We start from the raw sequence: 12,880 nt of genomic DNA on the forward strand, positions 1-12,880 counted from the left end.
AACATACCCCAATTGTAATGCTAAAATAAGGGTGTCATGGTGAGCCCCGTCGAACCATGGTGGGCAGGCCTCTAGGCACGAGTCTTCGACAAGCTCAGACTGACAGGCCTTTTGCATTTTGAAGAAGCTCCTTCGTTCCTCAGGATGACAAAAATATAATTACATAAAAAAGAGCGGCACCCCAAGGGTGCCGCTCTTTTTTATTCATCAGCCTGATGCCTTCTCCTGTGTTTCTTCTTTTTCTTTGATTTTGACGAAGAGGATTTGCTTTTCTTTTCAGATTTTTTTGCGCTGGTGCTTTTCTTTTCCTCGTTTTGTTTAACAGGCGGAGTTGCCACTGTCCCTTTTTTATCAACCACATCGGTTGAATCTTTGCTGAGTTGTTTTACAGTGAACTCATTGCCGCGCAAGCCATATTCCAGCTGGCGTTTGGCGCCTGTGGGTTTGGCCTCCTTTCCGGTACCGCTGTAAATAAGAAATTCGCGCATCAACTTGCCATCGCGAATGTAAAAATTATCATTACCCCGGTAGCCTTTACGCTGTGAGTTGTTCAGCCGTGGAAAATCGAGCTTATTGGCTTTGTTGTTACTGAACTCAAAAGCATAGATACTGGCGTAATTGGTAGTATCTTTTGACTTAGCCTGAATTAATATTTCGGGGTTACCATCCACATCCATATCGGCGTTGTACACATCCACTATAGTCCCATCCAGGTCGCCGGTAGTGGTGGTATATTTGATGGCCGATGAATCGGAATGCAGAATCATAAACGATCCCGCGTCCTGCGAACCACGTCCCCAGCTCAATATATCATAGCTTTGACCGGGTGATACTTCTATCAATTTATGAAACCTGAAAGGTGGCATCAGCTCCGGTTTTTTAGCTACCGGCACAGTAGATAGAGGCTTTTTTTCGTTACCACCACAACCGGTAATTGCAGCACCTATTAATAACGCGAAAAGATAAAATCTATTAGTCATTTTATTTTGCAGGATATTAATTATATAAAGTATCGGCTGTTAATTCAGCTTTTTGTTTGCCCGGCGCATTGATAAATACTTTTAAAGTATTCGGGCCGCCAGCATCAACATATTTTAAAGTAAGCTTATGATACCCTTTCAATAAAGGCACTGCGCCTGCCTGTTCGGTAACCGCATGCTTACCATCGTTATCAACCACAGGCTGCCCGTCAATCAGTAATACCGATCCGTTGCCAGAAAGGGTCGAAAACCCATAATTACCGTCGGCATCAATATTCAAATAACCCGAATAGATGACACCGTATTTGCCTTTGCTTTTCCGGAAATCAATAGTGCTGAATGTTTTAACAGCGCCGCTGTCTGCAGCCGGCAAATTGGTTAACTGGCTGGTAGCCGTATACGCACCCGGAAATAACTGGTATTTTACCCCTCTTGCTGATCCTGTATAATTAACGGCTGCCATCGGCGCTTTATTATACACCACGGTACGCGTCACCACACTCCTTTTACCCGATGGAGTGATCACTATGGTTTGTAACTCCCGATACTGATCAGGCGGAATGGAAAAGCTCAGCGGGATAGTATAGATCAGATCCGTTTCACGCGGGGTATAGCCGTCGATAGTGTAATATATCGTTGCTCCCTCTACCGATGGTTTTAAGGTGGCATTCAATTGCGAGCCTATCATCACCGTATCCTTAGCGCCAATAGCCACCGGCACACGGTAATTGATATTGTTTTTATCCAGCCAGGCTAAATGACCGGGTAAGCGGGTTTCCGAAAAATCTTTAAAATTCTTGTTAGCCAAAGGAGACCAGGCCACTTCCGACAGGGCCATCAATCGCGGCAACAGCATGTATTCCACCTTGGCATCAGTCGGGATATATTCTGTCCATAAGTTGGCTTGTACGCCTTCTATATATTTTTGTTCTTCGGCAGTTAACACGGCCGGAGTTGGGTTATAGCTGTATATTTTTGATAAAGGCTCGTTACCACCAATGCTCAATGGCTCCTGGCTTGGTTTACCCTGACCGTGGTCAATATACAAACCACCGCTTCCCGGGGTCATGATCACATTATGTTTTTGCTGAGCAGCTGCAATACCGCCTTCTTCACCCCTCCAGCTCATTACAGTAGCATTAGGAGCCAGGCCGCCTTCCAGTATCTCGTCCCAGCCAATAATGCTGCGTCCTTTGGAGTTCAGGAATTTCTCGATCCTTTGGATAAAATAGCTTTGCAGGCCATGCTCATCCTTCAGTTTTAACTTCTTGATAAGATCCTGACAAAAGGCCGATTTTTTCCAGGCATCTTTTGGTGCTTCATCACCGCCGATGTGGATATATTTACTTGGGAAAAGCGCCATCACTTCGGTTAACACATCCTCCAAAAAAGCGAATGTTTTATCAGATGGACAATAGATATCCGGAAAAACACCCCAGGTTTCGGCTACTTTAACTGGCGTACCTGGATCGCACCCTAATTCGGGATAGGCAGCCAAAGCCGCTGAAGAGTGGCCAGGCATCTCAATTTCGGGAACAACGGTAATATACCTGTCCGACGCATATTTGACCACATCGCGGATCTGATCCTGGGTGTAAAAACCGCCGTAAGGTATTCCATCAAACTGCTGCGGGGTACGATCGCGATAACCACCAATTAAGGTTTGTGCGCGCTGGCTGCTGATCTGTGTAAGCTTTGGATATTTCTTTATTTCGATGCGCCAGCCCTGATCTTCGGTCAGGTGCCAGTGGAAAGTGTTCAGTTTGTAAGCGGCCAACAGATCAATGTACTTTTTAACCAGCTCGACCGAGAAAAAGTGTCGCCCTACATCCAGCATCGCCCCGCGATAACCAAAACGCGGATAATCCTCTATCTGTAAGCACGGAAACTTAGCGGTAGCGCTCCTTTCCAATGGCATCAACTGTAAAAGCGTTTGTATCCCATAAAAAAGGCCCGAGCCTTTACCTGCAATGGTAATTTTTTCGGGAGTAATATTTAAGCGATAACCTTCGGCAGGCAAATTATCCGTCCCTTCTGCTGTTAGTTTGATAAAATTGGCGTTTGGATGATTTTTCATCATCGCCTTCACCACAACCGACTTACGATAGCGCATATTATTGGCCAGGTAATCTTTAAAAAACAAAACCGCTTTGTTGGAGGGCGAATCGGCCTGGATAATGGTTTCCTCACTCAATACAAACTGACCGGAAGCTTTTTTCAATGAAACGGGAGCCGGGATGATACCCAGATTAGGATCGGATTCCTGAGCTTTTGCCATGGTTACAAATATTGTAAACACTGCAAAAAGCACGGAAGATGCTTTTTTGTACATATTTATTAATCAGGTTGGTACTGAATGGTGAATATAGATGTTTTTAAAAAAATACAAGAAGTTTGATGTGTAAAAAATGTGTGCTAAAACGTATTTGTAGCCGATTATCGCATTTTTACCGAATCGCTTTCCTCTCTTTCCTATCATTGCACAGGCCATCGCCCCATCAATGTCAGTAAGTTAGAGATACTCTGTAGGAGTAAAAGCTTTGTAGAAAACGGAAATGAGTGATTAGCATGCCGTAGGTATGCAACCTGAGTGCAGTACCTACGGCACTGATATTAAAATTAACCTTCTCCTACAAGGCTTTAACCCCGATAGGGTTTGCAAAATTCTAAACCGATGCCTGTGCCCTCACAGGCAGCTTGTATTAAAATTGCCTGTGAGGACACAGGCAATGGGAGGGGAATTATTACATGCGCACTTCGCCGTTCGGAAGAGATTTCAAAAGTGGGTTTACATGGTTTACACTTTTCATGGTTTACATTTACATAAAAACCTAACAATCAATAATTTAATTTATTTTAATGTTAAAAAGTAGGTTTACAGTGTAAACCCACTTTTGTTCGTTAATACTGATTGAAATGGCTTAGAGAGCTAATTGTATGGAACTCACATTAATTAAAACAAAAGCGCCAACTGTTTCCAGTTGGCGCTTTGCTATATTTTAGAAAGCCCTTTCTCCCGATAGCTATCGGGATGGGGAGGGTTGGGTGGTGCTATTACGCGGTTACTACATGCTCTTTTGCGGCCAGGTAACGCTCAGCATCAATAGCGGCCATACAGCCTGTACCTGCAGCGGTAACTGCCTGGCGGTAGATATGATCCTGGGCATCGCCGCAGCAAAACACACCTTCTACATTGGTTTCTGTTGATCCTGGGCGAGTAAGGATATAGCCGGTTTCGTCCATATTTAACCAGCCTTTAAAAATATCGGTATTCGGGTGGTGACCTATAGCGACAAAGAATCCGGTAACATCCAGATCGGTTTCGGCGTTGGTTTGGTTATTAACCACTCTTACACCAGTTACACTTTGCCCGTCGCCAAGGATTTCTTTGGTTTCGGTATTATATAATATCTCGATATTAGGGGTATTCAACACGCGGTGTACCATTGCTTTTGAGGCGCGGAACTCATCGCGGCGAACGATCATATAAACCTTGCGTGTAAGTTTAGCCAGGTAAGTAGCTTCTTCGGCCGCGGTATCACCGGCGCCTACAATGGCCACATCCTGTCCTTTGAAAAAGAAGCCATCACAAACAGCACATGCCGAAACACCAAAACCGCTGTATTTTTGTTCAGACTCCAGGCCCAGCCACTTAGCTGACGCACCGGTAGCAATGATCACCGTATCGGCAGTAATGGTTTTGGTTTCATCAATAACCACTTTATGGGGCAGACTTGAAAAATCAACCGAGCTGGCGTAACCAAAACGAATCTCGGTGCCCAGACGTTCGGCCTGTTTACGCAGATCTTCCATCATTTCGGGACCCATGATACCTTCAGGATATCCGGGAAAATTTTCAACCTCGGTAGTTTGGGTAAGTTGACCTCCGGCCAATAAACCAGTGTACATAACGGGTTTCAGATCGGCCCTTGAAGCATATATAGCGGCGGTATAACCAGCCGGCCCTGAGCCTATGATAAGGCATTTGATGTGTTCAGTTTCTTGAGACATTGTTATAAAAAAATGTAGGCGAATTTACGATTTATCTGTTTATCAGGCAAGGGGCGAATGGTCAATGCTGTGCCATCATTTACCTGTATTAGCTTTGAGCACCCTCAATACATTACCACCCAGTATTTTGTCGATATCTTTTTCGGTATAGTTAAGCTTAAGCAGTTCCGCGGTTACTTTGGGATAATCGGCCACGCTATCCATACCCAATGGGAATGACTCAGAACCATCAAAATCAGATCCTATACCCACATGATCAACCCCAATCAGCTTAACGATGTAATCAATGTGTTGGATGAGCATGCTTAAAGGCGGACGTAATTTGTCGGCCTCGGCCTGGTGCAGGGAACTTGCCTTTATAAATCCCAGGTCGGCATCATTATATACTTTGCTTAGTGAGTCGATTTCCTTTTTATACTTTAAATAAAAGGCAGTCACTTTTGGAGTGTATGCGCTATCGACAAAACCACTGTAAAAATTCACACATACTACGCCGCCGTTTTTTGCCAGGGCTTTAAGCTGGTCATCTTTCAGATTGCGTCTATTCGGATCGATATTATACACGCAGCTATGTGAGGCGATAACCGGTTTACTGGTAGTAGCTAACACATCATAAAAAGTACGTTCGCCTACGTGCGATATATCTACCATTACGCCCAGATCATTTAAATGATGTACAATTTGTTTACCGTAATCAGTCAAGCCCAGATGTTTCAAGCTATCTTTTTTGGTTACCTCGTCGCGAGCGGATGTAGCCCAGGAGGTACTGTTGTTCCAGGTAAGGGTAAGGTAGCTCATGCCCCGCTTGGCCAGACTATCGATATAATCCATCCGGTCTTCGATCATGTGCCCACCTTCCACACCTATCAGTGCGGCCAGCTTTTTCTGATCAACGGCTTTTTTCAGCTCGGCACTATTACGCACCAGTGTTATTTTATCAGGATTGCGTTTGATGAGCGCATATAAGGAATCAATCTCCTGATTGGCTTGAGCAAAAGCTGTCCCCTTACCATATTTTTCGCCGCACCAGATCGAAAATATCTGCACATCGAGCCCGCCTTCTTTAGCCCGCACCAAGTCGAAGTTACCCACGCTTTGCCGTTTGGCCAGATCGTTTTTGGTGATCAGTTGTGTTGACAACACATCGTTATGCGTATCTATCAGGATGGCTTTTTGATGTATTTGCTGTGCGTTTTGCGCCGAAAGTTTTAAAGAGATCAGCAGGAAAGGGAGTAACCGTTTTTTCATATTTCAAGATAAGGTTTTGACCGTTGATTTTTTTGATTTAGATGATTTCGTTGAATGACGATCTGTTTAAACCTGTTGATATTGATTTAAAATGTAATAGACGCCCACACCAAGCATCAGCAGAACCCCTATAACTATACATAAAGGACCAAGTAACTTGGTTAGCGTGTTATCTAATATAAAATGCTCATTATCAAACTTGTCATAAATCACAATAACTTTATCACCTTCGGTATACGCTGCTGGGTATGTACCAATTCCATGGCGCTTGGTTACCCACTCTTTTTCTATGGTCACAAATCTGATCACCGGGTAATACAATTTTGAGCGCTTTTCCCCTATACCCCACTCCTCTTCCAGGCTAAAAACCACACCTTCTACTTTGGCACCGGTTTTAAGCAATTTCCGACGCTCATTTAGTTTGCCTATACCTAATACGACTAAAAAAGCACCGCCGGCAAGTAACAGGAGTTCATCGATGGTGGCATTCATAACTTTACGTCTGTATCACTCCTACATTAAATGCTTTATCAATAGGTGCGTGATTGGCGGCTTCAATACCCATCGAGATCACCTTGCGGGTTTCCAGCGGATCGATAATTCCATCAACCCAAAGCCTTGCAGCGGCATAATATGGGGTTGTCTGGCTATTGTACCGGTCTGTTATTTGTTTCAGCAGCTCGGCTTCTTTTACTTCATCAACAACCTCGCCCCGGGCTTTTAGTCCGGCTGCCTGTATCTGTAACAAGGTTTTGGCAGCTTGTCCGCCTCCCATTACCGCGATTTTTGCCGATGGCCAGGCATATATCAACCTGGGATCATAGGCCTTGCCGCACATGGCGTAATTACCGGCACCATAAGAATTGCCAACTACAATAGTAAATTTAGGTACTACCGAATTGGCTACCGCGTTCACCATTTTGGCGCCATCTTTAATGATACCTCCCTGCTCTGAGCGGCTGCCAACCATAAAGCCGGTAACATCCTGCAGAAACACCAGGGGAATCTTCTTTTGATTACAGTTCATAATAAAGCGAGTGGCTTTATCGGCCGAGTCGGAATAAATAACGCCACCAAACTGCATCTCGCCTTTTTTTGATTTGATCACCTTGCGCTGATTGGCCACAATACCTACCGCCCAACCATCAATACGGCCCAGGCCGCAAATAATAGACTGGCCATAGCCTTCCTTATACTCCTCAAAAGCCGAATCATCCAGCAAGCGTAAAATGATCTCTTTCATGTCATAGGCTTTTTCGCGGTTATCAGGCAGGATGCCGTATATATCTTTCTCGTTGAGCTTTGGAGCGACAGGTTTTATACGATCAAAACCGGCTTTGTTATAATCGCCAACCATGCTCATGATGTTGCGGATAGAATCCAGGCAGGCTTTATCATTGGGTTGTTTATAATCGGTAACACCTGATATTTCGCAATGGGTTGTGGCGCCGCCCAGTGTTTCGTTGTCCACATCTTCACCGATGGCCGATTTTACGAGGTATGATCCCGCAAGGAAAACCGAACCGGTGCCTTCCACAATCATAGCCTCATCGCTCATGATAGGCAGATAAGCACCACCTGCCACACAGGAACCCATAATGGCCGAGATCTGGATAATACCCATGCTGCTCATGATGGCATTATTGCGAAAGATGCGCCCGAAATGTTCTTTATCAGGAAATATCTCATCCTGGAGGGGCAAATAAACGCCGGCAGAATCAACCAGGTAAATAATAGGTAACCTGTTTTCCATGGCTATCTCCTGCGCGCGCAGGTTTTTCTTAGCGGTTATCGGGAACCAGGCACCGGCTTTCACTGTGGCATCGTTAGCTACCACCACACACTGCCTTCCCGATACATAACCAATGCCACACACTACCCCGCCTGATGGGCAGCCGCCATGTTCGGCATACATGCCATCGGCAGTAAATGCGCCAATTTCCAGCCAGGGTTTGTTATCGTCTATCAGATAGGCCACACGCTCGCGGGCCAGCATTTTTCCTTTTTCTTTTTGTTTGGCCGCGGCCTTTTCGCCCCCGCCCTCGTGTATTTTTTTGAGCCTGGTATTGAGCTCATAAACAAGCTGTTTGTTTATATCCTCATTGATATTGAATGCGATATCCATAATTGGTTTATAATGGGAAAAATGTAAAATAGGAAAAATTAAAGGATCAAAAGCTAATCAATTGCCGATTTGTTTTACACATTACTGAGTAACAAATCTTTGACATTGCTAATCAACTATTTATCTTGTTTAAATATTCAGGTGGTAGCACGTACCAGATAACGTAAAAACACGCACCTGAATTATTGCCAAACGCTATACCTTTATTGCATAAATATTTTATCCCTTATATGATACAACAAACCAAACGTTATGGCTGGTTACCCGACCTGCCCGATCACCGCGATTTTCAATATGCAGTTGTACGCCACGCCGCCCTTGCTCAACCTACTCCCCCATTGGTCGACTTGCGCGCGCAGTGTCCGCCGGTTTACGATCAGGGCGAATTAGGATCATGCACAGCCAACGCCATAGCAGCAGCCTTTCAGTTTGAACTCATAAAGCAAAAACTGACGGTATTTAGTCCATCACGTTTATTCATTTATTATAATGAACGGGTTTTAGAAGGGCATGTTAAAGCTGATAGCGGCGCGCAATTACGTGATGGTGTTAAGTCTGTTGCTACCCTTGGTGTTTGCGACGAAAGCCTGTGGCCATATAATGTGAGTAAATTTGCTACGAAACCCACTAAAACGTTATATACAAGCGCCCTGAAAAACAAAGCACTGCAATACACCCGCTTAAATAACGCCGCAATTAATGAGTTAAAAACCTGCCTTGCTGGTGGCAATCCGTTTGTGTTTGGTTTTACGGCGTATCAAAGTTTTGAAGGTGATGCTGTAGCCAAAAGCGGCGTTTTACCAATGCCTTCAGATGCAGAGAGTGTAATAGGCGGGCACGCGGTAATGGCGGTAGGCTACGATGATCAAAAGAGCGCATTTATTGTACGTAACAGTTGGGGTGATAGCTGGGGACTTAAAGGCTATTTTTATATGCCTTATGACTACATTACCAGTACTAACCTGGCCGACGATTTTTGGACCATTAGCCAGGTAGCATAATTTTTTTCCGTTGCACGTATTACGTTATACGTTTTATAATATAATGTACAATGTGTTATACAAATTCAACACGAATTACTTAAACATAATACGTACCACGTAAAACGTACAGCATTTTAATCCCTATAAAAATGAAATCATCGGTCATTAAAGCGTTGCAGCATTTAAGCAATAAGCCCGAAAATTTATTTGTTAAAGTTATTGAGCATGGTAGTATGTCGGTTGAAATATACCGGCCGGTAAACATCGACCCTCAAAAACCGCATTTGCAGGATGAATTATATGTGATCATCAGTGGTTACGGCGAATTTCTGAACGATGGTGTTCGCACCAGTTTTCAGCAGGGTGATGTATTGTTTGTTAAAGCGGGAGTTGAACACCGTTTTGAAAACTTCACCGATGATTTTGCCACCTGGGTTATTTTTTACGGCCCGGAAGGCGGGGAATAAATTTGAGATGTGCAGATGATGTGCGGATATGCAGATAAAAGAATCAAAACATCTGAAATATACACATTCGCAACCTCTAAATGAGGTTCCTGTTTTTCATCTGCACATCATATCCGCAAATTTGCACATCTACGTAAGGTTTCTATCTTTAAACCAAACTTCATCTGGTGCAACATTAAAACCGTCCATGAGGTTAATTAACTCGATAGGATCGCCCGATGTGATCACCAGGTCGCGGTTGGCGGGTTTCATAAATTTTTGCTCAACCATTACATCCAACTGTTTAAGCAGAAAATCGTAGAAACCATTTACATTGAGTAAACCTATCGGGTGTTTATGCAGTCCTAATTGCAGCCAGGTTAACACCTCAAAAAATTCTTCGAGTGTCCCTATACCGCCTGGCAAAGTAATGATGGCATCACAAAGATTATTCATCATTTGTTTGCGTTGGTGCATATTTTCAACAATATGTAACTCAGTTAAACCGGTGTGGCCAACCTCCTTATCCATCAGAAACTGTGGGATAATACCAATGGCTTTACCTCCCCGTTGCAGAACATTATCAGCCAGCAGGCCCATTATACCTACCTTACCACCACCATACACCAGGGTGATGTTACGATTCACCATGAGTTCGGCCAGTTGTTCAACCGCTTGTTTTAATACCGGGTCGCCATTAAAGTTGGCGCCACAGAATACACAGATAGCTTTCATACCACAAATATATCAGACCTGTTTGTTTTGAAGCTTATGAAAACAGGAATAATGCATATATTTTATTTGTCAGTAGTACATTTAACCTTTACATTTATACATCTTAAACCAAATCATAAATTATCTATAATGAGAAAGTTTTTCGCCTTAGCAACCCTGCTGCTATTGATAACAGGATTCACCTCTTTTGCACAAAGTATTGAAAACCCCTCGGTGGGGGTTCCCGAAGACTGGAACTGCAGAATAACCAAAATAGAGACCGACAAACAATTTACAACTGTTAGCTTTGAATATACGGCCCGCAGCGACAGTTCTTGGGTACAGCTTAATAAGGAAATTTTTATTCAAACCGATGTAGACAATGAGCATTATAATTACATAAAATCAGATAATATAGCGATGGTACCGGCCAAGCATACTTTTGCCAAAGCCGGCGATAAACTGGCTTTTAAGATCTATTTTAAAAAAATACCTGCCACCGCTAAAACTATCGACATTATTGAAAGACCAGGCTACAGAAGCGACGGCATCAAGTTTTTCAATTATTATAATGTAAGTCTTACCCAATCATTGCCTGCCGGATCTACCCGGAAAGTAAAAGTAACCGACGTGGTATTGTTACCCCCACCGCCGGTGGAACGCCAGGATGCAGTTAGCGGGTTATCACAACAAGAAACAGATATGCAAAATGCCATGGGCCCTGTGTATGGCAATATGGCCAAAGCCATGCTGAATGCCCGTCTTGATTATTACAAACAACCAGGCAAAATTGCCGAAATAGCGAAATTGACACATCAATATTTCCAGGCGCTGGTAAAAGAAGGTTTTGCGCAGGACCAGGCGTTAAAAATCATTATAACCGGCGGTATTTTATCACCTGTTGGAAATGGTCAGTGAAAATAAATGGCAGCCAGCTGGCTGCCATTTATTTATTTAATCTTTTTTAAGAGCTGTGAACTTGCAGATATAGTACCATTGCCCAATAGCGTTTTACGGGTTATGCTTTCTATATTGCCCTTAGCATCCCGGTTGATATAAGCTCTTGATACGTTTGGCCCGATATTGCCATTAAGACCAGTTATCACCAATACATCTGGCTTAACTTCCTTAATTACAAAACTTTCAACCGGTTTGCCAGGTTCAACCCGGTTCCAGAGCAAATCTCCTTTAGCGTAGGTTACGGTGATGTTATTATTATACTTCCCGATAATAGCGCCGTATTTGGCTTTCATATTCACCGATGAATTCACGGGAATTTTACTGTCATCCACCAGCCATTGGGCAATTTCTCGCTGAGCCGAATCAGCCGAAGTTTTCAGCATATTTTCCAGGATCAGTTTACGAGCAATAAGTAAGGCATCTTCTTTGCCGGTTTGCACATCGGGGATTACACCCGTTCCTTCCCAGCCCACATTGCTGTTAGGGCCAACAACCATTTTAAACGGAGTAAACACAATGAGGTTATTTTTAAGTGCAACAAAGGTACCGGCTATTCCCGCGCCTGCTGTGGTATCGCCTACCAGGGTTGCCCGCTTCAATTTTTGCATCGCATAAGCAAAACCTTCAGAGGCTGAGCCCGTACCCCTACCTACCAGGATATATACATTGGCGTTGGGCATGTGCTTGCCGGGCACATAAGCATAAGTCCATTCCTGTTCATCATGCTTGCGATCTTTATAAAACCCGTTAAGATAAAACTGCTCCTGGCCAGGATTATAGAAATAAGCGGCTAAAAAGCGGCCCATCTGTCCTGTACCTCCCGGATTATGGCGGATATCGATAATAATATTTTTACTGTAAGCAGCCATGTTCATACTTGCAGCAGCCATTTCGAACGCTTCCTGCGAGCCATAAAACGGACCAGGAACATCAATATACGCCGTTGATGTTATACCGTCTATCTCTACTTTTTTAAAACCATAGTTAGCTTTCGCTTCTGAATTATCTTCCTGATTATGGCCACGTTCGCTGCGTGGAGCGGTCATATTTTTATAGGTGGCTTCATTGCGCATAACCCTCAAATGAACATCCTTATGGGTGGTGCGCAAATCTGCTGTTAACTTTGTGGCAAGTTCATCTTCGGTTAAACCATTATAACGCCCCGAAGCTTCATTTTTTAAAAGTGCCTCCTTGTATTTCGCGCTGATTTCGGGAAAAGGGTACACATCAACCAGTTTATCGGCAAGTTTGGTCACTATTTCGTGACTGTCTGTATTGCTTACTGTTTGGGCTTTTAGGGGTAAATAAATTGTAACACTGGCACTTAACGCAATCAATAAACGGTAAGTTAATTTCGGGGAGATAATTTTCATGCTATGAATAGATATTGGCGCTTAAAATACGGTTTCTACA

General features: G+C 43.7%; 11 protein-coding genes. 3 read left to right on the top strand and 8 right to left on the bottom strand.

The window, feature by feature from the left end; all coding sequences use genetic code 11:
- Positions 1–200 precede the first annotated feature (200 nt).
- The 6 genes from ACTJKG_RS08210 to ACTJKG_RS08235 all read right to left on the bottom strand — a co-directional run bounded on the left by ACTJKG_RS08210 (position 201) and on the right by ACTJKG_RS08235 (position 8,364).
- Positions 201–980, bottom strand: a complete 780-nt coding sequence (locus ACTJKG_RS08210; protein ID WP_440738917.1) for a hypothetical protein — start codon at positions 978–980, stop codon at positions 201–203.
- 16 nt (positions 981–996) lie between these two features.
- Entirely contained in the window at positions 997–3,258 is a 2,262-nt protein-coding gene (locus tag ACTJKG_RS08215) for a family 20 glycosylhydrolase (RefSeq protein WP_440738918.1), read from the bottom strand.
- Between the two features lie 776 nt (positions 3,259–4,034).
- Positions 4,035–4,991: a thioredoxin-disulfide reductase gene (gene trxB / locus ACTJKG_RS08220; protein WP_172334969.1), complete on the bottom strand. Its 957-nt coding sequence runs from the start codon at positions 4,989–4,991 to the stop codon at positions 4,035–4,037.
- 75 nt (positions 4,992–5,066) lie between these two features.
- A complete protein-coding gene (locus ACTJKG_RS08225; protein WP_440738919.1) occupies positions 5,067–6,239 on the bottom strand; it encodes a dipeptidase in 1,173 nt (390 codons plus the stop codon).
- A 66-nt stretch (positions 6,240–6,305) separates the two neighbouring features.
- Positions 6,306–6,731: a DUF3592 domain-containing protein gene (locus ACTJKG_RS08230; RefSeq protein WP_440738920.1), complete on the bottom strand. Its 426-nt coding sequence runs from the start codon at positions 6,729–6,731 to the stop codon at positions 6,306–6,308.
- 4 nt (positions 6,732–6,735) lie between these two features.
- Positions 6,736–8,364, bottom strand: a complete 1,629-nt coding sequence (locus ACTJKG_RS08235) for an acyl-CoA carboxylase subunit beta (RefSeq protein WP_440738921.1) — start codon at positions 8,362–8,364, stop codon at positions 6,736–6,738.
- Positions 8,365–8,594: 230 nt separating this feature from the next.
- Between ACTJKG_RS08235 and ACTJKG_RS08240 the strand changes: the two genes are divergently transcribed.
- Both ACTJKG_RS08240 and ACTJKG_RS08245 read left to right on the top strand, forming a co-directional pair.
- Positions 8,595–9,365 carry a C1 family peptidase gene (locus tag ACTJKG_RS08240; RefSeq protein WP_440738922.1) on the top strand — a complete coding sequence of 257 codons (771 nt, stop codon included), beginning with the start codon at positions 8,595–8,597 and terminating at the stop codon, positions 9,363–9,365.
- 131 nt (positions 9,366–9,496) lie between these two features.
- On the top strand, positions 9,497–9,814 hold the full coding sequence (locus ACTJKG_RS08245) for a cupin domain-containing protein (protein ID WP_440738923.1): 318 nt from the start codon (positions 9,497–9,499) through the stop codon (positions 9,812–9,814).
- 129 nt (positions 9,815–9,943) lie between these two features.
- On the opposite strand, the gene ACTJKG_RS08250 is transcribed toward ACTJKG_RS08245, so the two are convergent.
- Positions 9,944–10,528, bottom strand: a complete 585-nt coding sequence (locus ACTJKG_RS08250; RefSeq protein ID WP_440738924.1) for a TIGR00730 family Rossman fold protein — start codon at positions 10,526–10,528, stop codon at positions 9,944–9,946.
- Between the two features lie 129 nt (positions 10,529–10,657).
- On the opposite strand from ACTJKG_RS08250, the gene ACTJKG_RS08255 reads away from it, so the two are divergent.
- Complete coding sequence (locus ACTJKG_RS08255; protein WP_440738925.1) at positions 10,658–11,425, top strand: hypothetical protein; 768 nt, start codon at positions 10,658–10,660, stop codon at positions 11,423–11,425.
- Between the two features lie 32 nt (positions 11,426–11,457).
- Here ACTJKG_RS08255 and ACTJKG_RS08260 read toward each other — a convergent pair whose 3' ends face one another.
- A complete protein-coding gene (locus ACTJKG_RS08260) occupies positions 11,458–12,840 on the bottom strand; it encodes a S41 family peptidase (RefSeq protein ID WP_172334976.1) in 1,383 nt (460 codons plus the stop codon).
- Between the last annotated feature and the right edge of the window lie 40 nt (positions 12,841–12,880).

The organism is Mucilaginibacter sp. 22184 (genome assembly GCF_052045695.1).
In the GTDB taxonomy this organism is placed as follows: Bacteria; Bacteroidota; Bacteroidia; order Sphingobacteriales; family Sphingobacteriaceae; genus Mucilaginibacter.